This window comes from Yoonia sp. (assembly GCF_046292185.1).
In the GTDB taxonomy this organism is placed as follows: domain Bacteria; phylum Pseudomonadota; class Alphaproteobacteria; order Rhodobacterales; family Rhodobacteraceae; genus Yoonia.
Genome location: NZ_JBKBQY010000035.1, coordinates 1 through 23,021, shown reverse-complemented (window position 1 = coordinate 23,021; position 23,021 = coordinate 1). Strand labels below are relative to the sequence as shown.

General features: G+C 57.8%; 16 protein-coding genes. 5 read left to right on the top strand and 11 right to left on the bottom strand.

Translation table 11 applies throughout. The features are described from left to right. Window positions 1–8: 8 nt before the first annotated feature. Window positions 9–290 (bottom strand): DUF2934 domain-containing protein, encoded by a 282-nt coding sequence (locus tag ACK4TM_RS08450; RefSeq protein ID WP_409699643.1) that lies wholly within the window; start codon window positions 288–290, stop codon window positions 9–11. A 201-nt stretch (window positions 291–491) separates the two neighbouring features. Between ACK4TM_RS08450 and glgX the strand changes: the two genes are divergently transcribed. Genes glgX through treY form a run of 4 tightly spaced genes read left to right on the top strand, consistent with a single transcriptional unit; the run spans window position 492 to window position 8,744 of the window. Beyond that, entirely contained in the window at window positions 492–2,579 is a 2,088-nt protein-coding gene (gene glgX, locus ACK4TM_RS08445) for a glycogen debranching protein GlgX (protein ID WP_409699640.1), read from the top strand. After that, on the top strand, window positions 2,576–4,366 hold the full coding sequence (gene treZ / locus ACK4TM_RS08440) for a malto-oligosyltrehalose trehalohydrolase (protein ID WP_409699637.1): 1,791 nt from the start codon (window positions 2,576–2,578) through the stop codon (window positions 4,364–4,366). The genes glgX and treZ overlap by 4 nt, the downstream gene beginning before the upstream one ends. Continuing rightward, entirely contained in the window at window positions 4,363–6,168 is a 1,806-nt protein-coding gene (malQ, locus tag ACK4TM_RS08435; RefSeq protein ID WP_409699634.1) for a 4-alpha-glucanotransferase, read from the top strand. The genes treZ and malQ overlap by 4 nt, the downstream gene beginning before the upstream one ends. Then, on the top strand, window positions 6,165–8,744 hold the full coding sequence (gene treY / locus ACK4TM_RS08430; RefSeq protein ID WP_409699632.1) for a malto-oligosyltrehalose synthase: 2,580 nt from the start codon (window positions 6,165–6,167) through the stop codon (window positions 8,742–8,744). Before malQ ends, treY begins: the two co-directional genes overlap by 4 nt. 121 nt (window positions 8,745–8,865) lie before the next feature. Here treY and ACK4TM_RS08425 read toward each other — a convergent pair whose 3' ends face one another. From ACK4TM_RS08425 to ACK4TM_RS08405, 5 genes are all read right to left on the bottom strand, one after another. Beyond that, a complete protein-coding gene (locus tag ACK4TM_RS08425; protein WP_409699629.1) occupies window positions 8,866–9,171 on the bottom strand; it encodes a hypothetical protein in 306 nt (101 codons plus the stop codon). Window positions 9,172–9,235: 64 nt separating this feature from the next. After that, the gene (locus ACK4TM_RS08420) at window positions 9,236–9,604 is read right to left on the bottom strand and encodes a response regulator (RefSeq protein WP_409699626.1); all 369 of its coding nucleotides are present in this window, start codon (window positions 9,602–9,604) and stop codon (window positions 9,236–9,238) included. After that, window positions 9,579–13,937: a chemotaxis protein CheB gene (locus ACK4TM_RS08415; RefSeq protein WP_409699623.1), complete on the bottom strand. Its 4,359-nt coding sequence runs from the start codon at window positions 13,935–13,937 to the stop codon at window positions 9,579–9,581. Before ACK4TM_RS08415 ends, ACK4TM_RS08420 begins: the two co-directional genes overlap by 26 nt. 412 nt (window positions 13,938–14,349) lie before the next feature. Continuing rightward, window positions 14,350–15,354 carry a cytochrome d ubiquinol oxidase subunit II gene (cydB, locus tag ACK4TM_RS08410; RefSeq protein WP_409699620.1) on the bottom strand — a complete coding sequence of 335 codons (1,005 nt, stop codon included), beginning with the start codon at window positions 15,352–15,354 and terminating at the stop codon, window positions 14,350–14,352. A gap of 6 nt (window positions 15,355–15,360) precedes the next feature. Further along, window positions 15,361–16,770, bottom strand: coding sequence for a cytochrome ubiquinol oxidase subunit I (locus ACK4TM_RS08405; RefSeq protein ID WP_409699617.1), 1,410 nt, complete (start codon window positions 16,768–16,770; stop codon window positions 15,361–15,363). A 106-nt stretch (window positions 16,771–16,876) separates the two neighbouring features. On the opposite strand from ACK4TM_RS08405, the gene ACK4TM_RS08400 reads away from it, so the two are divergent. Beyond that, the gene (locus ACK4TM_RS08400) at window positions 16,877–17,356 is read left to right on the top strand and encodes an RrF2 family transcriptional regulator (protein WP_409699614.1); all 480 of its coding nucleotides are present in this window, start codon (window positions 16,877–16,879) and stop codon (window positions 17,354–17,356) included. A gap of 206 nt (window positions 17,357–17,562) precedes the next feature. On the opposite strand, the gene ACK4TM_RS08395 is transcribed toward ACK4TM_RS08400, so the two are convergent. The 5 genes from ACK4TM_RS08395 to ACK4TM_RS08375 all read right to left on the bottom strand — a co-directional run bounded on the left by ACK4TM_RS08395 (window position 17,563) and on the right by ACK4TM_RS08375 (window position 22,703). Beyond that, the gene (locus ACK4TM_RS08395; protein WP_409699611.1) at window positions 17,563–18,117 is read right to left on the bottom strand and encodes a TadE/TadG family type IV pilus assembly protein; all 555 of its coding nucleotides are present in this window, start codon (window positions 18,115–18,117) and stop codon (window positions 17,563–17,565) included. Window positions 18,118–18,175: 58 nt separating this feature from the next. Further along, window positions 18,176–18,721, bottom strand: a complete 546-nt coding sequence (locus ACK4TM_RS08390) for a TadE/TadG family type IV pilus assembly protein (protein ID WP_409699608.1) — start codon at window positions 18,719–18,721, stop codon at window positions 18,176–18,178. After that, window positions 18,718–20,454 (bottom strand): pilus assembly protein TadG-related protein, encoded by a 1,737-nt coding sequence (locus ACK4TM_RS08385; RefSeq protein ID WP_409699605.1) that lies wholly within the window; start codon window positions 20,452–20,454, stop codon window positions 18,718–18,720. The genes ACK4TM_RS08390 and ACK4TM_RS08385 overlap by 4 nt, the downstream gene beginning before the upstream one ends. Before the next feature lie 510 nt (window positions 20,455–20,964). After that, window positions 20,965–21,768, bottom strand: a complete 804-nt coding sequence (locus ACK4TM_RS08380) for a metallophosphoesterase family protein (RefSeq protein WP_409699601.1) — start codon at window positions 21,766–21,768, stop codon at window positions 20,965–20,967. Further along, window positions 21,765–22,703: a diacylglycerol/lipid kinase family protein gene (locus ACK4TM_RS08375; protein WP_409699598.1), complete on the bottom strand. Its 939-nt coding sequence runs from the start codon at window positions 22,701–22,703 to the stop codon at window positions 21,765–21,767. The genes ACK4TM_RS08380 and ACK4TM_RS08375 overlap by 4 nt, the downstream gene beginning before the upstream one ends. Between the last annotated feature and the right edge of the window lie 318 nt (window positions 22,704–23,021).

The following is a 23,021-nucleotide window of genomic DNA, read 5'->3' as shown; positions in this document are numbered from 1 at the left end:
GGCTGGTCCTATTTCTTCGGTTTGCGGCTTTTGGTGGCACGTGCGGCACCGCCCTCAGGCTTGGTCGTTTCGGGCAGGACCGACGGTCCCGCTGCGGGCGACTTATCCAGCTCATCCAGCGCCGCGACACTTTCAGTCTGACCGGGGTCGCCGTCCGGGGTCTCGGCGGTCGCTTCCTGGATGTCGGCAGCGGCTTGCTGCCAGTGAATCTCGTCGCGTCCGTCGGGGCGCCCTTCCGCTTCCCAGATTTCGAAGGCACGTTGCCTGATAAGCTCCTCGTCGTGATGCATGGTGTCTGTCCTTTCACTGCTGCAGGGTCACAGGTTTCGCCACGCGGGCTGGAATTTCTCAAACACTGGCTGGTGGTCCGTTGTTCCAGATTTTTAAAAGAATCTTGCTGGGAACAGTCGGGGCCGACCTGGGTTGAACGGAAAACTATTCCCCGGACGCATCCAGATGACCGCACCGCGACGCGACAAGGAAACCACCCAATGACGACACACTCGAATGTACCGCTTGCCGGTTCGGATTTCCCGCTCGGCGCCCATTGGGACGGGTCAGGCGTGAATTTTGCGCTGTTCTCGGCCAATGCAACCAAGGTCGAGCTTTGCCTGTTCGACAGCCGTGGCCAGCGCGAACTGGAACGGATCGCCTTGCCCGAATTCACCCACGAGGTCTGGCACGGGTACTTTCCCCGCATCAGGCCCGGCCAGCTTTACGGCTACCGCGTTCACGGACCCTATGCGCCTGAAGAGGGGCATCGCTTCAACCCCAACAAGCTGCTGCTTGATCCTTATGCGCTGGCGTTGCGCGGAAACCTGCGTTGGCATGATGCGCTGTTCGGCTACAAGATCGGTCATTCCAAGGAAGACCTGTCATTTGACCGGCGCGACAGTGCCTTTGTGATGCCCAAATGCGTTGTCGTTGACCCTGCGCATACATGGGGCCGTGATGTCAGCCCCGATATCCCATGGCAAAAAACGATCATCTATGAAGCCCATGTCAAAGGGATGACCGCGCGACATCCCTACCTGAGCGACCCGATTCGCGGCACCTTCGAAGGACTTGCCGATCAGCGTGTCATCGACCGGCTGGTGAAGCTGGGAGTCACCGCGATTGAGCTGTTGCCCACACAGGCATTCTTTGATGACCGTTATCTGGTGGATAAGGGGCTGACCAATTTCTGGGGCTATAACACGCTGGGGTTCTTCGCCCCCGCCCCGCGCTATCTGACGCAGAACGGCACCGTCAACGAATTCAAGCTGATGGTCCGCCGGATGCACGAGGCCGGGATCGAGGTGATCATGGATGTAGTCTATAATCACACCGCCGAGGGCAACCAGCTAGGTCCCACCCTGTCGTTTCGCGGGATCGACAATGCAAGCTATTATGGCCTTGCCGACGACCCGCGCCACTATTTCGATACGACAGGCTGTGGTAATTCACTCAACCTGCGGCATACGCGGGTGCTGCAGATGGTCATGGATTCCCTGCGCTACTGGGTTGAGGAATGCCATGTCGATGGCTTCCGCTTCGATCTGGCGACCACTCTGGCGCGAGAGCGCGATCACGTCGATATGGATGCCGTGTTTCTGGAAGCCACGCGTCAGGACCCGGTTCTGAGCAAGGTTAAACTGATCGCCGAGCCATGGGATACTGGTAACAACGGCTATCAGGTCGGAAACTTTCCGCCGGGGTGGGCCGAATGGAACGACAGGTATCGCGATACCACCCGTGCCTTCTGGAAAGGCGATGCCGGTGTGGTGCGTGATCTGGCCGGTTGTCTGCTCGGCTCGTCCGATATGTTTCAGAAACGCGGGCGCCGCCCATGGGCGAGCGTCAATTTCATCACCGCGCATGACGGTTTTACGCTGGCCGATCTTGTCAGCTATAACGAAAAACACAACGAGGCGAATGGCGAAGACAACAACGACGGCCATTCCCATAATGCAAGCTGGAACTGTGGCGCCGAAGGCCCAACTGATGATCCCGCCATCCTTGATCTGCGCGACCGGCAGCGTCGGAATCTGGTCACGACGCTGCTGATGTCGCAGGGCACACCGATGATCCTGATGGGGGATGAAAACGGGCGCAGCCAGAACGGCAACAACAATGCCTATTGTCAGGACGCGCCGATGAACTGGCTGGACTGGTCCGAAGACGATCCGCGCGAAAAAGCGTTTGGCGAATTTCTACGCAATGTCATCGCAATCCGCCAGAGCCGCGATCTGCTGGCCCCCGACCGTTTTTTTCATGGCGAGAATGCCGATGATGATCGCCCATTCGCCAGATGGCTTGCCGCAGACGGCGGAGAGATGCAGCCGGAGACTTGGGACGATCCCGAAACCCGCGCCGTGGGCCTGATGCTTTGCGGACAGGGGCGCAGGATGTTGATGCTCTTGAATGCGGGGCATGAGCCGGTCGATTTTTCGCTGCCGGACTCCACGGCACCTGGCTGGACTTTGCTGATTGACACCGCCGAAGCTGCTGTGACATCGCATGGCGGCAAACAGGTTCAGGACGCGTCAGTGCATTTGCCAGCCCGCGCGATGTTTGTCTTGGAAGGCGAAAGGCCATGACCCCCCGTGTTACACCATCATGGGGCCCGACTTGGCTTGGCGGTGGCCGTGCCCGTTTCCGGCTTTGGGCACCGCAGGCATCGGGTCTGCGCTTGCGGACGGATGATGGTGATCACGTCATGCAGTCAGCGGGTGACGGCTGGTATGAGGTCATGATCGACAACGCAGCCCCCGGTGCCGATTACGCCTTTGTCCTGCCGGACGGGTATGTCGTGCCGGACCCCGCATCGCGCGTGCAAGCAAATGACGTGCATAGTGCATCGCGGCTTGTCGATCCCCACAGCTATGACTGGCGTCACGATTGGCGCGGGCGCGACTGGGCCGAAGCGGTGATATACGAGCTTCACATCGGCACCTTCACGCCGCAAGGCACCTTTGCCGCCGCTTGCGACAAACTTACTCACCTCGCTCAAGCCGGGTTCACCGCCATCGAAATCATGCCTGTCGCCCAGTTTGAAGGGTCGCGTGGCTGGGGTTACGACGGTGTGCTGCCCTATGCGCCCCATAACGCCTATGGCACGCCCGATGATTTCAAGCACCTGATCGACACCGCGCAGGGGCTTGGACTGATGGTGCTTCTGGATGTGGTCTATAATCATTTCGGGCCTTCGGGGAATTATCTGCATCTTTATGCAAGCGACTTTTTCAACCCTTCCCGAGAAACGCCTTGGGGTTCCGCCATCGCTTATGAAAAACCGCCTGTACGCAGCTTTTTCATTGACAATGCCATCTACTGGCTGACTGAATTCCGGCTCGACGGGCTGCGGCTCGATGCCATCGATCATATCCGCGATACCTCGTCGCCGGAAATCCTGATCGAACTTGCCGCGCGCGTTCGCGCCACGATCGCCGACCGTCCGGTGCATCTGACGACCGAAGATAATCGCAACGTCACCCATCTGCATGAACGCGGCGTGGACGGCGCTGTGCCGCATTATACAGCGGAGTGGAACGACGATTTCCACAATGTCGCCCATGTGATCGCGACCGGCGAAAGCGATGGGTATTATCGCGACTTCACACAAGACCGCTGGCAGGTTCTGGCGCTTTCGCTGGCCGAAGGCTTTGCCTATCAGGGGCAGGTTTCGCCCCAATCAGGCACCGCGCGTGGCATGCCAAGCGGGCATCTGCCGCCAACCGCTTTTGTCGATTTTCTGCAGAACCACGACCAGACCGGCAATCGTGCTTTCGGAGAGCGTTTGATCGCCTTGGCCGCACCCGGAATGCTCCATGCCCTGAGCGTGATCCACCTGCTGTCACCGCATATCCCCTTGCTTTTCATGGGTGAAGAATATGGCGAACGTCGGCCATTCTGTTTCTTTACCGATTTCACCGGCGATCTTGCCGACGCGGTGCGGGAGGGCCGCCGGGCAGAATTCGCGGACTTTGCAGCTTTCGCGGGTGGCGCGCTGGATCATGTGCCCGATCCAAACGCGCAAAGCACCTTCACCGCATCGAAACTCGACTGGGATCATTGCGCCGGGACCGAAGGGCAGGCGCATCTGGCAACAGTCAAAAAACTGCTTACCCTAAGGCATCAGCATATCGTGCCCTTGCTTTCGGGCGCCTCCGGTGGCGCAGGGCGCGTGATCTCGCATGGTGACGGTATGATCGCCGTAGACTGGGCGCTGCATGGCGGCACCCTGCAATTGCGCGCCAATCTGGATGACCGCCCCCATGATCTGCCTGCCGCGACGGGCGCGCCGCTGTTCGCAACGCATCCGGGTACAGGTAAAGCGCCGGCCTATGCCGTCGCCTTCCACCTTGACATGGAAGCCGCGCAATGACCGATCTCGAACGCCTTTGCGCACCGCATGGTGTCACCACATTCTACGACGTTCCCGACAGCCCCGGTCAGCGCCGACCGGTGCCGGAAAAGACATTGCACCTGCTTCTCGAAAAGCTGGGGCCAGATCCTCTACCGCTCCCTAAAACACTGACACCGCCGTGCGGCGTCAAATGCTATATTCCCGACTGGCTTTCGGAAAAGCCATCATGGGGCCTCTTCTGTCAGCTTTATGAACTGCGTTCAGACCGGAACTGGGGCATCGGCGATTTCCGCGATCTGGCAGACCTAGCGATAATGGCAGCGCGCAGTGGGGCCGATTTTCTGGGCGTGAACCCACTGCATGCGCTTTTCCTCGGGGACCCGGAGCGACGCAGCCCCTTTTCGCCGTCCGACAGGCGATTTCTCAACCCGCTTTATATCGCCGTGGATTGGTTGCGGGGCGCAGCGGCCCCGCCTGATCTGTCCGAACTGCGCAACAATTCAAATGTGGATTACAAGGCCGTTACCCAGATCAAACTGACGGCATTGCGTGCCATTCACGCCGACACGCCCTTTGGCGACGGGGCTTACGTGGCGACGAATTACGCTTCTTTCAAAGCCAGTGGTGGCGATCCGCTGCTTCATCATGCACTTTACGAAGCATTGTCGCTGCATCAGGCAAGACAGGGGCACGGCGCATGCTGGTCAGGCTGGGATGCCGGGCTGCAGGATACCTACAGCGACGATGTCAAGGCCTTTGCGCAAGACCATGCCGAAGAGGTTGAATTTCATCTCTGGCTGCAATGGATCGCATCGGTGCAACTGCAAATCGCGCGGGATGCGGCCCGCGCGGCGGGGATGCGGATCGGCCTCTATCTCGACCTTGCCGTCGGCGAAGCACCCGATGGATCAGCAACATGGGCTGCAGACGGCACTATGATCGATGGGTTCAGCATCGGTGCGCCGCCTGATGTCTTTGCAACGGAGGGGCAGAACTGGGGCCTTGCCGCACCTGAGCCCGGCGCTTTGGTCGCTAACGATTGCGCCGCCTACCGCGCGTTGATCGGGGCGCAGCTTGACTATGCCGGTGCGCTTCGGATCGATCATGCGATGGCGCTTTGGCAATTGTTCCTGATCCCCAAGGGCGAAAGCCCCGCGAGCGGTGCGCATCTGCGCTATCCTTTTCCCGATCTGGTCCGCGCGTTGGCGGATCTGTCACATGAACACCGCACGGTGATGATCGGCGAAGACCTTGGATTCGTGCCTGATGGCTTTCGCGCGGCGATGGATGCGCTGCATATCCTGTCCTATCGCATCTTGTATTTCGAACAGGCGGATGGCGGCTTCAAAGCGCCACGAACCTATCCCCGCCATGCGCTCGCCTGCCTGTCGACGCATGATCTGCCGACATTCGGGGGCTGGTGGCGGTCTGAGGATATCGCGCTGCGGCAGCAACATGGTCTGGTCGATCAGGACAGTTCAGCGGTCCAGTTGCAATCACGACGGGTTGAAAAGGCACGGTTGCTCGACGCGTTCGCCGCAGCCGGCCTGGCGCTGCCGGATGACGCGATTAAGCAACAGGACTTGCCGGATGACGCCCTTGTCTCTGCCTATCGTTTTATCGCGCGGACGCCCTGCCTGCTGGTTGGTGTGCGGCTTGCCGATCTTGTCGGCCCCGCCCAGCCGACGAACCTGCCCGGTACGATCGACGCCTATCCCAACTGGAAGCTGCGCTGCCCTGTGCCGCTGCATGCCATCGCAGACCATCCCGTGTTTCGGTCGGTAACCGAGGCCATGTCAGAAGAAAGACCCCGTGTATGATTCCACGTATCGCGACCTACCGGCTACAATTCCGCGAAGGGATGACCTTTGACAAGGCCGTTGACCTGATCCCCTATCTGCAACAGTTGGGCGTCAGTCATCTTTATGCATCGCCGGTGTTCACGGCCGCACCCGGCTCGACCCATGGTTATGACATCGCCGATTTCAACGAGGTTGAACCAGGATTGGGCGGGTTTGACGGGTTACGCAGGCTCGCCGCGGCGCTGCGCGATGCAGGCATGGGGCTGATACTTGATATCGTGCCGAACCACATGGCGGCCAGCCCGGTCAACCATTGGTGGCGTGATGTGGCGGAATGGGGCAGGGACGCGACCCATGCCGGGCATTTCGATATCGACTGGACGCGCAAGCTGACCCTGCCGGTGCTGGGCGATACGCTGGACAATGTGCTGGCCAATGGCGATATCCGCTTGCGGGTCGATGCGGAATGCCGGGGGCTGGTGCTTGCCTATCACGACCACGCTTATCCGTTGACACCGCCCAGCTATGGCCTGCTTGCAGAACAGGACGCAGCGACAGGCGTACTGACCCGGCTTGCGGACCGCGCGGCAAAAGCCAGCCCGCAGAATGCGCAGGGTTTCCACGCCGCGATGCGGGAGATGCTGACTGCGGTCGGCGTCGCGCCTAGCAGCGCTCTGGATGCCGCTAATGCCGACCGGGCTTTTCTGCGCCGTCTTCATGATGCGCAGCCATGGGAATTTACCAACTGGCGCGACGCACGGCACACACTCAGCTACCGCCGTTTTTTTGAAGTGACGGGTCTTGTGGGGACGCGGGTGGAGGATCCTGTGGTGTTTGACGATGCGCATCGCCTAGTGCTTGATCTCGTCCGCCAAGGTCTGGTCGACGGTCTGCGCGTTGACCATGTCGATGGGTTGACAGACCCGGCAGCCTATCTGCGGCGGCTGCGCGATGCCGCGGGGCAGGATTGCTGGATCGTGGTCGAAAAAATCCTTGAAGGCGCCGAAACATTGCCTCCCGACTGGCCGGTTGACGGCACAACAGGCTACGAATTTATTGCCGCAATGTCGGACCTGCTTTTAGCGCAACGTGGATCGTCGGCGATGCAGGCCAGCTATGAGAACGTGACCGATACCTCGCCCGTTGCGGCCCAACGGGAAACCGCCAAGCACCGGATCGTCACCCATAACTTTGCGGGCGAGCTGTCCCGTGTCACCGATCTGTTGTTACCATTCGCGGATGGTCTCGACTACAGCGCGCTGCAGGACGCTCTGGTCGCTCTTGTCGTGGCGCTGCCGGTCTACCGGACCTATGGCGACGTCAGCGGCTTTTCTGATGCTGACCGCGCGATTCTGGAAGACGCCGCAACCCTTGCCGGGGATGCTGCCGAACCGCGCGCGCTGAACGTGCTTCTCCAAGCGCTCGGTCATGCCGAAGCTGCCGAAGGTCGCATCCGTTTTCAGCAACTCAGCGGACCTGTTATGGCCAAGGCTGTCGAAGATACGCTGTTTTATCGCCACACCGCCATCCTTGCCGTCAATGAGGTGGGCTGCGATCCGGTCACTCCGCCCGCCGGCATCACCGCGGTCCACGCGACCCTTGCCGCCCGCGCAAGACTCCAACCCTATGCGTTGAACGCGACCGCGACCCATGACACGAAACGCGGCGAGGATGCCCGTGCCCGTCTTTACACCTTGGCCGAATGGCCGGATCGCTGGACATCAGGCGTGCGGCGCTGGCGCGACTGGCACAAAGGGCATGTCCTGGGCGATGCGCCCGAAGCCGCCACCGCATGGGGCCTTTATCAGGCGCTTGCAGGCGTTTGGCCGAAAGACCCCCCGGATGCCGCTGCGCTGTCGAGCTTGGCAGAACGTTTCATGCCATACGTTGTCAAAGCGCTGCGCGAAGCCAAGCTGCGTACCGACTGGACAAATACAGATGAAACCTACGAACAGAGAGTCTGCGCCTATGCTGCGCATCTGCTTGACCCCGGCAACGCGCGTTTCATTGCGGATTTTCACGACACGATCGCGCCCTTCATCGCTGTGGGCGAGCAGCGCGCGCTGTCGCAGCTATTGCTGAAGCTGACCGCTCCCGGCGTTCCCGATATCTACCAGGGAAGTGAGGGCGGGGATTTTTCGCTGGTGGATCCTGATAACCGCAGGTCGCCTGACTGGGACCGGCTTGACCGGCTGCTGACGGGGGCGGTCTGGCCGCCAAAAGCAGATGCAGCAAAGTCATTTGTTCTGAGCCGGGCGATCGCCGCCCGACGCGTTAACCCTGAGCTTTTTGCGAAAGGTCACTACGAGCCGCTTATCGTCACCGGCGCCAAGGCAGAGGCGATATTTGCTTTTGAGCGGAGGCTTGGTGACCACGTCGCAGTGACGCTTGCGCAGGTTAGGTCGCTGCCTCCTTCGGCGGAAAAGGGCGCATTCTGGGGCGATACCGCGATATCGTTTTCCGGAAATTGCCCCCCCCTCACGAGTGCCTTTTCCGGACGGCGGCATCAGACCGGGACGTTGGCTCTGGCAGACTGGCTGGAGAACAGCGAACATCCCCTCAACGTTGATCTGCTGGCGTCCTTTCCGGTCTAAATGACGGTTTTGCGAGACCGCTTGTGGCAATCAGCATTGCGTGTCGACGGCGTCAGCGAACCAGCCCGGCACATGCAGTAAAACTGGCGCGACACAGGAAGCCGGTGGATCTGCCCGCAGCCTAGTCTTTGTTGTCCGGTCGCCAATTCAGCACCAGATGCCACGCCAGATAACCGCCGATGACTGCGAACAGATAACCCCAGATCGTGTTGCCAAGGTTCCATTCAAACCCGGCCCAGAGAAATGGCGCCGCAACGACGAGATAGCGACGCCACGCAGGGCGAAAAAATGGATGGCTCGGGTCAATCATGCGCATGGCCACCTTGTTGCAGAGCAGGGGCCCGCTGGCAAGGCGCGGTCCGGTTGCGTCATGGCCACTGCCGGACGCCAGTTGCAAGGCGGCTATGGCAAGACCGAACAAGGGCATATGACCGCCTATCCAGCAGCGGTTTCCTTGGCTTGGCCTGATGGCCGCTGAATCTTCGCTGTCGCTAAATGTTGAGCAGAGATGCTTCGATCTCGTGGATCTCGTAGGGCTTGCCGACCATCGGCCCATCTAACCCTTGTGCCCTTAATTCCTCCGAGCCATAGCCGGATGCGACGATGTAAGGAATCTGATGTTGCTGCAGGACCACTGCCACAGGAGCCGATGAAACACCGGCAAGATTGGCATCCAGAACGACGGCGTCGATGTCGGTTGATCGCTCTTCTATGAACCGCAGTGCTTGTTTCAGAGTGGCCGCCACGCCAAGCACCTCATGGCCGAGATCGCTTAATATGTCTTCAAGATCCATAGCAACGATTGTCTCATCTTCCACGATGAGCAGGTGAAGTTCACGCTGATTCTGTTCCTTCGGCAACGGCAAATTCCATTCTCCAGTAAAATCCGTCCTTGCGGTATTCGGTCTGCACCACGCCGTCCAATTCCCTTGCGATACCCTGTTCCAAAAGGCGTGTGCCAAACCCTTTTCGCGACGGAGCCACTACCTCCGGCCCGCCGCTTTCTATCCACTCCACAACAATCTTTTGATCTTCCATAATGTTCCAGGAAATAATCACGTGGCCTTCCGGGACCGACAAAGACCCATATTTCAGTGCATTGGTTGCAAGTTCATGCAGAGCCATCGCAAAGGAGATGGTCGCGTCAGGCGCGAGTCTGATGTGTGGGCCTTGAATGGATGTCTGATCACCGCTCGCGGAAAAGCTGTCAACGGCGGCATGTGCGATCTCTTCCAGTTCGGCACCGCTCCAACGGCGACGCGTGAGAATGTCATGCGCTGCTGCGAGCGCGCGGAGCCGGTTCGAAAATGCCTTGCTGAACGCGTCGACATCAGAGGTCGTACGTTGGGTCTGCCGCGCGATCGATTGCGTGACGGCCAGCATGTTCTTGACTCGGTGGTTCAGCTCTCCGATCAGCAGCCGCTGCGACTCTTCCCACTTGCGAAGTTCTGTGACGTCGCGCACAAGCCCGGTCCCCCTTGCTGACGCCCGCTCCTGCGCCTGGAAATACCCGGTATGGTGAACCTTGCGCGCTGATCCATCGGCGTGGATGACAGTGTATTCAAGGTCAAAAGGTCTTTGGTGGTCTAGACAGTCGGCGATCTCTGCGGTGATCTTCTCACGGTCGGACGGATCCACGCGGTCCATCCAGGCTTCGTTGGTGTTCTCGTCATTGCCAAGGCCAATTATCTCTCTTCCGCGGGCGTCCCAGTCGGCTAACCCTGTTTCGAAATCCCACGCACCCCAGCCCAGTTGCGATGCCTCGGTCGCCAGATGTAGCGCGTCGCGGGCCTCGCGAAGACGCTCTTCGCTCAGGCGCCTTTCGGTAATGTCGCCGGCAGCACCAAACCACTCGAATATTTCCCCTTCAGCATCGAGCATCGGAATGGCGCGGGAAAAGGTCCAGCCTATCGTGCCATCGGCTTGCTGCACACGATGCTCGAGTTCGAACGGCATCTTCTTGCGGATCACTTCCTTGATGTGCGCCCACACCCGTGCCTGATCATCAGGGAGAATGTAACGATCAATCCAGCCGCTGTCAGCGGCGACCGTTTCGGTAAGAAACCCGTCGCTGTGCAACTCCAGCATCTGCGTCCAGTCAGGGTTCATGCGATATAGAACATCCGAGCTGGCCTTGATGAATGCCCTGAACCGTTCCTCGCTCTCGCGGAGGGCCAGTGCGGCGGACACCCTCTCGATCACCGAGCACACGCGCTCCGCGACGGTTTGCAAAAGCTCGATCTCTGCAGATGTCCAGTTCCTTGGCTGCTTGCAACAGACGATCAACGCGGCCACGATCTCACCGTCCTTGAGCAGGGGGGCGCCCATGCAGGATACAATGCCAAGGTCCTCCAACGCGCCTTTGTCCGCGTTTGACACAGAAGGGGAATCGCGGAGGTCCGGGATCGCGAACCCGTTGCCGCCATCGACGGTTTCTGTCGCCCGGATCAAATTCTCCAAAGGGTTCTTGCCAGCGGAAATAAGTGTTCCCGAACTTGCCGCGCCACCATTCACCAGCGGCACTTTGGCATCTTTGTTCAGATCAAGGTGAGATGCGCAATCAATGGCAAACCAATCAGCCACAAGGTCGCAAGTCTTTTGTCTGATCTTGACCGGATCCCCGATTGGTCGCAGAACATCCGAAAGCTTAAGCAAAAAGCTCTTTTGCTCATCGCTCTCGCGAAGGCGTTCGCTCATTTCGCGCTGCGCCGTCACGTCCACAAAAGTGACGACAGCCCCCTCGATACGTTCGTCTATTGTCCTGTAGGGGCGCAACCGCATCACGAGCCATCGGCCGTCACGGGTCGCAACCTCGCGCTCTGTCGACTGCAGGTCGCGTAGAACGCCCTGCACATCCGCGGTGATCCCCTCATCGTCGAGCCGGTGGGTGAAATCCGTGATCGCACGACCGACGTCCAGTTCGGTGATGTTAAAGAGTTCCGCGACGTGCGGTGTGAACATCCTGATGCGAAGCTTGCGGTCCAGGAACAGGGTCCCGATGTCAGTCGCCGCGACAATGTTCTTAAGATCACTGTGGGCCGACGCAATGCTATCCAGCTTGCTCTTGAGTTCTGCGTTCACGGTGCGCAGTTCTTCGTTCATCGACTGCAGCTCTTCCTTCGACGTTTCCAGTTCTTCGGATGCGGAACGATACTCCTCGTTGATGGATTGCAGCTCCTCGTTCGCTATGCGCAAATCCTGGATCGTCGTCTCGTGCTCCGCCCTTGACGCGGTTAAACGCGCCTCGGCTGCGGTGAGGCTCTCACGCAGGTGCTGCGATTCTTCGTGGGTCCCGTCTGAAGAAGGCGCCCGTTCATCTGCTGCAGGTCCACCGTCGAGAATGACCACGAGCGCCCGCGAAGGCGTGTTATGGCCTTCATCAATGACAGGGGCCACCTGCATCATGACCCGTCGGCTCTGATCCTCAAAAGCGACTGTCACGGGCATCGTCAATGTCGGCTCACCGTGATCAAGCGCACGCCTGACAGCACTGCGCAGGTCGAGCCTGAGTTCGGGTCTTACCATGTCAACGACATCGGTGGTCACCGGTCCCGCCGATTGCAAAAGAAACCGTCCTGCCTTGGGTGATAGATGCAGCGCGTGGTAATTCCGATCCACTAAGATGCTCGGAGGCGCGGCATGTTCCAACGCATGCACATGAAGCGCACCGGTCGTTCTTTCTTGGGTGGGTTCTCTTTGTTGGCGGGGTGACTCAAACACCGGCGGCTTGTGTTCGCTAGGCATGCGCGAGATGACCGGCAGGGTTTTTGATGCCAAGCTGCGCGCGCGATAAAGACGTGCCTCGCGATGGATGGGCGCGAATAGTTCCGGCGACGCGTCAGCGGTTTCCGCCGATCCCAAGAACAACAGGCCGTGCGCTCTCAGGCCATATGCGAAAATGGCGCAGACTTCGCGCTGAAGCTGGCGTTCCATATAGATCAGCAGATTCCGGCACGAGATCAGGTCAAGGCGCATGAACGGCGGATCTTTCACGACGCTATGCGGGGCAAACAGAACAAGGTCCCGGACCTCGCTGTTGACGCGGTAATGGTGTCCTTCCTTGGTAAAGAACCTGTCCAGCCGGTCTTGCGCCACATCCGCTTCGATACTTTCGGGATAGCGCGCTTCGCGTGCGGTCGCCAGCGCACCTTCATCCAGGTCAGAGGCAAATATCTGGATCGGCAGCTGCACGTCGCGCCGTGCGGCCTCTTCCAGCATTAGGATTGCAAGGCTATAGGCTTCTTCCCCGGTCGCACAGCCGACGACCCAGGCGCGGATGCCGTCTTCATCTGCGCTGTCGAACAGCGATGTGATACCCTCCTGCGCAAGCACGTCATAGGCGCTTTCATCACGAAAGAACGACGTGACTGAAATCAGCAGATCGCCAAGTAATTCCTGCGCTTCCTCCGGATTGGCGGTCAGGTAATCGGCGTAACCCGACATACTTTTGCTGCGCGTGACCTGCACCCTGCGCGCCACGCGTCGCATGACGCTTGCGCGCTTGTATCGGGAAAAATCGTGGCCGGTGCGTGCGCGCAGAAAGTTCACGATCCGTTGCAGCTGCTGGTGGACCTCTTCTTCCGATAGCGAACGGACGGCGTCCTTGCTTTGCACGACCTCCACCATGCGTTCCACAAGGCGCGGTATCGGTGCCGAAATGTCGACGACACCGGATGCCAGCGCGCTGCGCGGCATCATTGGAAATTCCGCATCCGCGGGTTCTTGCACCAGGATGACGCCGCCCCCTTCCTTGATGGCACGCACGCCGAGGGCACCGTCAGAACCAGCACCTGACAGAATGACAGCAATTCCATCCCCGCGCGCCGAAGCGACCGACCGGAAGAACATGTCGATCGGCGCGCGCTGACCGCGCGGATCCGTGAAAGGACGGGCGGTGACGCTGTCACCGTTAATCACCAGTTCACGATCAGGCGCGATGACGTAGACACAATTCGGCTTGAGTTCTGGTGAATCGCTGACCTGAAGAACGTCCATCGGCGTGACCAAAGACAGAATCTCGCTCAGGGCGCTTGGCTGATCCGGTGCAAGGTGGATAATCACGACATAAGCCAAACCCAGATCGTCAGGCACATGCCGGAAGAACTCCCTTAACGCATGCACGCCACCTGCTGATGCCCCGATTGCGCATACCGGCACCCCGTTCGTGCCGATTTTTTGGTTAATTCTATCCATTCTGCCTCCTGCCGTTGGCTGACCATAGGCAAAATACGGCAAAAATTTATTTAATCCAATGCGATAAAAGTCTCTGAGCCAAAGCAGGCTCGGCGCAGGTGGCCGGAACTGATGATTCACTTTGCCACGTGAACAGGGACCTTGCTGTCTTTCGCCAGATTATCAAAAGTAGCGGTTTAGCTAACTCCATGATGCTGCTGACCATCAGGCTGTCTTGCCCTTCGGGCGCTGCACGCGACATCTTTGAGTTGCAAGGGTGGTGATCTAAGGCAATGTCGGATTGGCCTCGGTCCGCATCTTCATCTTCATCAAAAGAGGATTGTTCGGATGACGATCGCGACGACGGTCAAGGTCGCAACCCCGGCCAACCACAAAGCGATGAACCACAGCGATCTACGCAACACGGGCGGCATCAGTGATAACCTCCTGCCGGGTCGACCTTTCCTCGGAACACCCAATAGGCATATGCAGTGTAGGCAAGGATCATTGGCAACAGCACAACCGCCCCGGCAAGCAGGAACCAAAGGCTTTCGTCAGGGGCTGCGACATCCCAGATCGTCAGCGACGGCGGCACCATATAGGGGTAGAAACTGATCCCCAGACCGACGAACGACAAAACGAACAGGGCAATCGTTGCCAGAAACGGCCAGGCATCGCGGTTGTCGCGCAGACCTTTGACAAAAATAAAGGCTGCGACAAGGATTGCGGCAGGCACCAGCGCCGAAAACAGTACGTTCGGGAAGCCGAACCAGCGGTCCAGATATAGCGGGTTCAGGAACGGCGTGATCAGACTGACGACCCCGACCAGTCCGAGTGTCGCCGCCCCTGTCCAGATTGCCATGCGCTTTGCCATCACCTGCACGGGACCATCTGTTTTCATCACGAGCCATGTCGCGCCCATGAGCGCATAAGCTGCGATCAGGGCGACGCCGGTCAGAATCGAAAAAGGTGTCAGCCAGTCCCAATTGCCGCCCGCATAGGCGCGGCCTTCGACGGTAATACCCTGTACGAGAGCACCAAGTGCGATACCTTGTGCCAAGGCCGCCGTGATGCTGCCAAAGGTAAAGGAAGTATCCCATAAAAACTTGCCTCGCTTCGTGCGCCAGCGAAATTCGAATGCGACTCCGCGAAACACCAATGCCAACAGCATGACGATGACCGGCACGTATAGGGCGGGCATAATGACGGCATAGGCCAGCGGAAAGACCGCGAGAAGTCCGCCGCCGCCGAGCACCAGCCATGTCTCGTTGCCGTCCCATACCGGCGCGACGGTGTTCATGGCAAGATCCTTGTTCGCCTCTCCGCGCATGAAGGGAAACAGAATACCTACGCCCAAGTCGAAGCCGTCAAGGATGACATAGGCCAGTACCGCAAATGCGATCAGCCCCGCCCAAATGAATGCAAGATCGAAAATCATGTCGGTTTACCCCGTCGGAAGGAAATCATCGTCGACCGCAGGCGCAGGGGTCGTACCCGCCGTCCGGATCGGCCCAATGGATTCAAGTGGAATGCGGTCCTCCAGCCGTTTGTTCATAAGACGCAGAATGTAGTACGTGCCAGCGCCAAACAGCATGAAATAGACCACGATGAAGGCGACCAGCGAGGACGCAACCGCCGCAGCCTCAATCGGGGCGACGCTGTCGTTGGTGGATAGCAGACCGTAGACTGTCCATGGCTGGCGTCCCACCTCGGTCGTGATCCAGCCGGCGAGAACCGCGATAAAACCCATTGGCCCCATTATCACCGCCGCACGGTGCAGCCATTTGCGGGTATATATCGTTCCACGCAGCCGCGCCACCAGCGCCCAAATCCCGAGCCCGAGCATGGCAAAGCCCAGGGCCACCATGATGCGGAACGACCAGAATACGATACTGACAGGTGGGCGTTCTTCGACGGGAAAGTCTTTCAGCCCCGGCAGCGGCGATGTCAGGTCATGCGTCAGGATCAGCGACGACAGATAGGGGATCTGCACCGCGTAATCGACCGTTTCGGTCTCCGGGTTGGGGATACCGAACAGGATTAGCGGTGCGCCGCCTTCGGGATGGCCGTCAAAATGCCCTTCCATCGCGGCGATCTTGGCAGGCTGATATTCAAGCGTGTTCAGACCATGGAAGTCGCCCGCCAGAATTTGCAAAGGGGCGACGACAATCAGCATTCCCATCGCCATGGAGAACATCACCCGCGCGCCTTTATCGGCCCGGTCGCGCAGCAGGTGCAAAGCACCCACAGCGCCGACCACGAGAGCGGTCGTCAGATAGGCCGCAAGCACCATATGCACCAGCCGGTAGGGGAACGATGGGTTGAACACGATGGCCCACCAATCCACCGGGATGAATTGACCGACTTCATTGATGCCATGCCCCTGCGGAGTTTGCATCCAACTGTTGACGGACAGAATCCAGAACGCGGACCCCAAGGTGCCGATCGCGACCATCAGCGTTGCGACGAAGTGCCCCTTGGCCCCGACTTTTTCACGGCCGAACAACATCACGCCAAGGAAACCGGCCTCAAGGAAGAACGCGGATAGTACCTCATAGCCCATCAGCGGGCCAATGACCGGGCCGGCCTTGTCGGAAAACACCGACCAGTTGGTGCCGAACTGATAGGACATCACGATCCCCGACACGACGCCCATGCCGAAAGCCACCGCAAAGATCGTTTTCCAATAGTTGAACAGACGCAGATAGATGTCCTTGCCGGTCCATAGATGCAGCCCGTTCAGCACCGCCAGGTAGCTGGCGAGCCCGATCGAGAACGCTGGAAAAATGATGTGGAACGACACCGTAAAAGCGAACTGGATTCGCGCCAGTTCAATTGCGTCAAAGCCGAACATGGGCTGACCTCATATTGATGTAGTCGTGATATATGTTTAACGGTTCTTTTGCCACCGCACAAGTTTGGATTAGGTGCCGGATGTCCCACTTTTGCCGGAGCATGAAGTGAAACTGACCAACTACACCAACTACGCGCTGCGGACCTTGCAGATGGCCGCGATCCGCGCGCCTCGCCTGGTACGTATTGACGAGGTGGCGCAGGCGCACCGGATCAATCGCGCGCATCTGACCAAGGTGGTCCATCAACTAGCGCAAGCGGGTTACATTGAAACCGTGCGCGGACCCAAGGGCGGCTTGCGGTTGGCCCGCCCTGGGACCGAGATCTTCGTGGGCGACGTCGTGCGCCTGACCGAGGGGTCGATGGATGTGGTTGAATGCTTCAGTCCGGAGCGTAACACCTGCAAGCTGCGCGGCATATGCAAATTGTCGGAGGCGTTACAAGAGGCTACGGCGGCTTTCATGGCGGTATTGGATGATCTGACTGTGGCGGATATCGCTATTAATCGCGCCGATCTGCTGGCGCGACTCGGCCTGCCTGCCGCTGGGACTTCAGCTGACCCGGCCCCAATCATTAGTCGTGAGTAATTTAGCTTGGTTAGCAAAAACTCTCTGGCTCCATACCGCCGGATGGTTGTCTGCTGGAATTGGGTTGCGGCATCGGAGGCACGAGAAATCCGCTTACCCGTTGTTGGCGCATCGGATCAATTGCTGACTTTTGCCATTGATTGAAAAACAGAGCCCAAAGCTGGTTGGAACCAGCTCTGCCTCCGCAGCGAAAACGACGACAGATGCTAACTACCGACGCAACTTTCCCAGCATAGCCGGGGCGCGAAGCGCAGTCTGGTCGCTACTGTGTCTCTGAATGTCATCTCGGTCAGGCCGACGTTGAAGATGGGGTTGTAATCGACTTCGGTTTCAACCAGCACAATACGCCCACCCAATGGCAACGTCGGTATGCGCGTAAGATACGCAGGCTGGGTCAGGTCCACGTCCATGAGCGGGCTTAAACTGCCAGATGTCTTGGACCAATCCAGCGCCAAAGTGCGATCATCCTCTTCGCAATCCGCGACGCAGCGCACGAGCGATACGCGCAGACGGCTGTTAACATCGCTACGTGCCAGGAAGGCGAATACCGAACGTGTGTCATCCAGGTAGGTTTGGTTAATCGGGAAGGTTTCACGCGACAACATGTCCGCGATAGTATACCCCGCTTTGCCGGTCGTGTTTCGGATCTGATACGCGTCGAAGAAGACGAACATCCCGGTCAACGCGAAGAAAAGCATCGGTATCATCAGGACAGCTTCGACCGACAGGCTGCCTGTCTCGGATCGAATGAATTTCTGCACGGATAAGTGGCACTGTCCGGTCCGCGATATCATAGATCTAATCATGAGTTCGCCACCGCTATACCGGCTCGTTCACAAAGGCGCTGCTGACCCGGAGCCCGTAGCGCCCGTCAGCCTCGGGGGGCAATGCGGTGGCTAGCGCCCCTGTCGGAAAGAAAGGTTTGTAAAGGGCGCAGACCCTGATCAGCATGAGTTCGTTCTGCATGCCTGGCACGAACTCGTTCGCTGGATTGATTTCTTCATCATGGTTTACGCAGGCGGCCGGCCCTGTGATCTGCGACCATTGCGAAATCGGCAATGACCGCACTTCGAGCCTGATTGCATTCTGGCAATCAGGAATGATCAAAGAGGCATCGCATATCCGACCGCGAATTGTTTCGTGATCAGGCGGAGCACCAGTTCCGAGGCGAAGGTCACGTACGACAATATCGGTCGCACGTTCCAGCATCATGGTGCGCAGATTGAGCATGCCAAGCTCAAACGCCATCAGCGAAAGCAGCATGAAAAACGGAAAGAGGATGACGAATTCAATTGTTGAACTGCCTTCTTGATCTTGCCCGAACCTTTCAAAGCGGTTCCCGCTCCCGTTGATGGTCTGTGTCATCGTGTCAGCCTCAACTGATTAATCTGGCCTGCGACTGATGCAAAAGCTTCGTTGATGGCCGCGCCACTGGCTTCAAAAAAGTGCGAAGGGCTGCTGGCGCATGCTTGCATTTCACGTTCCGCGACAGCGGACGAAACTTCGTAGGCGATCGTAAACACCGTCACGCCGTTGGCCTTAGCGAGATTACATTGCGCTAAGAAATCGCTGACGTTGTCACGTGATGACGAAACCTGAGACCGCATCGCATTGTGCCTTTGTAATTCCACCATGTGATTGAAGGGCGATGTCGGAAAATTTGGGCGAAACTGCTCAGTAATTTCGCCATCTGTCATCAGTACGACATATTTGGCAGTGGCCGCGTCGTCCCAGCTTGCCGGGCGACCTCGATAGTCTTCGGCGACGAGCCCGTGGTCGGCAAGGTGATTAAATGCCGCGTTGCTTGCCGGGTCCAGCAGCGACAGCGCATATTTCATGGCGTAGTGGGTGCCGGTTCCGTCATGCATCCGCAAGCTATCGATGAAAGAATGCAATTCGCTTTCATCGTTGCGGGCGTATTGGATGCTCGTGTCATCCTCTGGACACCATCCCCAGTCCATAACAGACCGAACGATTGGAAAATACGTGAAATGCGGAGTCTGATCGTAAGCGCCAAGGGATGGCAGCCCAGGTTGCGCAAAGTCGCTGCGCGGGATGTCAATGCAGGATGAAGGTGCGTCATGGGTAGCGACACCAAAGGCAACATCGTTATATTTATATGTGATAAACTGCTGAAAATGACTTGGCCCTGCGCCGGTATTGTACGTGACGCCGGCATCTTGCAGCGGTCCGTTGGCATTGGTTTTTACCGCAAAATACAAATCAGGGCGATTGCCACCCTTGATCGATGCGCCGATTACCACGGCATTCCGCAGTGTGGACGAGCGACTTCGCACATGCGCGACAAGATCAGGGAAAAAGTTATCCGCGTCGTTACTGATATGTGTGGCTGTTCCACCACTAGGAAAATCCTCGAACTTGACTGCGTTGTCGATGACCCCGTTGCCGCTGCGGTCAAAGTAGATCACGATATTGGATATATCTTGCGGCCATTGAGGAAAATCATCAGACACGAGTCTGACGCCACCCAAGTAATCGAACATCACTGGACTAGGGTTGGTATGTCCCGCATAGGGGATCAGGTTTATCGAGATCTTGTCGTCCGCAGATTGCTGCAGCACCCGCGATACGAAATTCTTGGCGGCCGGTTTCAGATTATGCATGCGTCCCTCGAAACGCATCGATCCTGATATATCCAACACAAGCGAAATTTCGACGTTAGGAATCTGTTCTATTGCCGTCCCCGAAGCCGACACCTGCAAGGCGTCTATTCCCAGCATACGCAGGAACATCGTATTGGACTGATACGACGCACTTGCTGAAACGCTGCGTCCGGCATTGTCTTGCTGAACATCGACTTTAACCAGATCGCTTGATAATCCCTCACGTGCGAAATAATCATAGACAACAGCCTTGGGGTCGAGCTCGTGATGCAGGTCGGCCGCGGCAAGAACGGCCCGATCCAGCGTATTTTGTAGTTTGGTCCGCTGGCTTTCGTTGCGCATGAAGTCGATAGCCATACCGCCGCCGATAATCATCGCGATAAAAATGAACAAAGAGAAGATGGTGAGCGATCCATTTTCGTCGGTGACGAACGTGCGCTTGCGTCTGCTTTTGTAGAAAAACTGCTTACTCATAACTGATGCCTATTAAACGCTTCGAAGCATAGCACAGGTTACCTTGGGTCGGTACGTACTGCGCTCATCCGGCAGAATTAAGGCAATGCGACAATATATTCATGAACTATATTGACCACGCCCGGTGACGGGTTCGTGCCTTTGGCGCTGGCGGCGAATCCGGATGATGCCTACAAATAATACGGCCAAGCATAGGCACGATCGATATGTCACCGCTCTGGTCTGACCCGCCCAAGCTTTGTCATTCGATGATATAGCTCTGCCCATCACTGCGGCAGACATCGACTTCATATTCTTAGTACTCATCACCGTCCGAAAAAACAAATTTCAAGTCCAAGAAACAACCGTACCCGTTGGTATCAAGGGTAACCCTGAATAACTCCTCTCCTGTGTGGAAGAGCATGGCGATACTAAGCATAAAAGCGATAAGCTATCAGGGATGTAGGTATCTCGCCCCGACCGAAAAGCGTTGTTTAGGAATGCCTCCGGGGACGTGTGTCGTGTCAGAAGTTACAGAACTGGCTTTAACTTCCACCCAGAGGGAGTCGCCGCATACGAGTAATGAGAATGCGGCTTGAAGCCGTCAGCGGGATCGAATGTGTGGCGGGAGATGTTGATTTTCGACCCCAGGATGTCGATAATCGCGAGGTCATTGGGATTGCCGCGATGCCGTGTCGAGGTGGAACTGCCGCAGTGGACTTGCAGTGTTTGACCGCCGCCCTTCCGGGTCACGAAAGGTTCGACCAGAAAGCTATGCAAGTGACCGGACAGGATGACATGTGGACCACAGTCTGACCATGCTTCCAACGCGCCAGCGGCACCGCGCATGAGGTTCTTTTCGACCTCAAGGTTTTGATGAAAAGGATGATGGGCGATGATAACCGCTAGGCGACCGTCGTCCTTTTTGATCTCGGCACAAACCCGGTCTATTTGTGCTCCATTGATACGGCCACGCTGCACGCGCAGCGGATCAGTCGTATCAATGCCAATAAGCGTAGCTGTATCGGTTTGAACGGTCGGTTCCGTCTCTTGCGAAATATGCCGCCGGTAGGCGGCCCGGGGCCAAAACAAGCGTGCGAGAATATTGTAGAGCGGGATATCGTGATTTCCCGGCACCGAAAACCAAGGCGCCTGTAATCTGTCGACGAATGCCCGCGCGCGTCTGAACTGCGAGGCGCGGGCGCGCTGAACGAAATCGCCGGCAATGACTATATGATCCGGGCGGGCGGTTTCGATCGCCACCAGCAAATGAGGCAGAAGATCCTCGATTTCGCGCCCAAAGTGGAGGTCGGCAATAAGGGCCAATCTGGTCATGGGACAGGCATCGCCCGCGCCGGAACGATCACGTTCAGATCATCCTTGAGCATTTTGAAGTGAAAGGGATCGCTCATCTGACTACGCTCCCCGTCCCATGCGACCAAGCGCTTGCGCCGAAAGGTTTCGATTATGATCTCGCTTCCGGTGAGCATGGTGTAATCTTTGTCTTGCTGAACCTTCCTGTTCAAGACCTTTAACGCTGTCAACAAGAGGTTAAGTCGCCCTCCGGTCGGTGCCAGATACAACACCATTTCACCTTCACGGATGGACTGAACACCGGGCAGCCCATATTCTTCAAGTTGATATGGGCGTACAGCGACGAAGGCCATCGGCGAGCGTATCTCATGCACGGTCCCGTCGACGGTGATGCGCAATCTTAGCGAACGATAGCGTGTCGACATCGCCTTGATCACGGACCAATAGGCAGTCAATCTGCTACGGCCCCAGCGTTCATAAATGTTTTCACGCACTTGCAGGACAGTCGCATACGCCCCGATACTGGCGTTGTTAAGAAAGCGTTTCCCGTTGATTTCCCCGATAGATACACGTCGGCAATGACCGGCAAGTATTATGTCCCAAGCCTCGCAAGGGTCTTGCGGGATGCCGAGACTGCGCGCAAAGAAATTGAATGTTCCCAGCGGGACGACACCAAGCTTCACATCAGTTCCGGATAAACCCGCACAAACTCCGCTGATGGTCCCGTCACCGCCTGCCGCCACGATTGTGCCAAATCCATCCGCAACGCCGCGTGCGGCGAATTCGGTGATATCCATATTCGGGGACATTCGCTTGATCGTCACCCCCTTGTGCCCCTCGATCCGGTCCATCATCGCGACGTGCTTTTCCGCGCCCGACTTCTTGCCGGACCCCGCGTTGACGATGACAAGGATATCGTCCGACTGAGGGGGGAGGGTTTCAATATGTGAACTCACCTAGGTTTTCTTTCTTTTTGCATGGGCGTGTTGGTAACGCCCGTGGAGACAATTAGTTGCCTGCACGCCCTCACATGTTGAGAATAGATCCTTCCAGCGAGAGAAAAGAACGCCGGCGGAGTCTGAGGAGCGGGGTCGCTGGCTTTTACAACTCTTCGATAACCCGGACGTATTTCTTTATCATTGTCCCTCTATCCAGCCGACTTGCATCAGCGCGCGACGCCGCTGCTTTTTGTCTCAATGGGACGGGGTTTCGCAAATGCGCGACCATGGCATTCGCCATCGCGGCAACGTCACCATTGGCAACAAGATCACCAT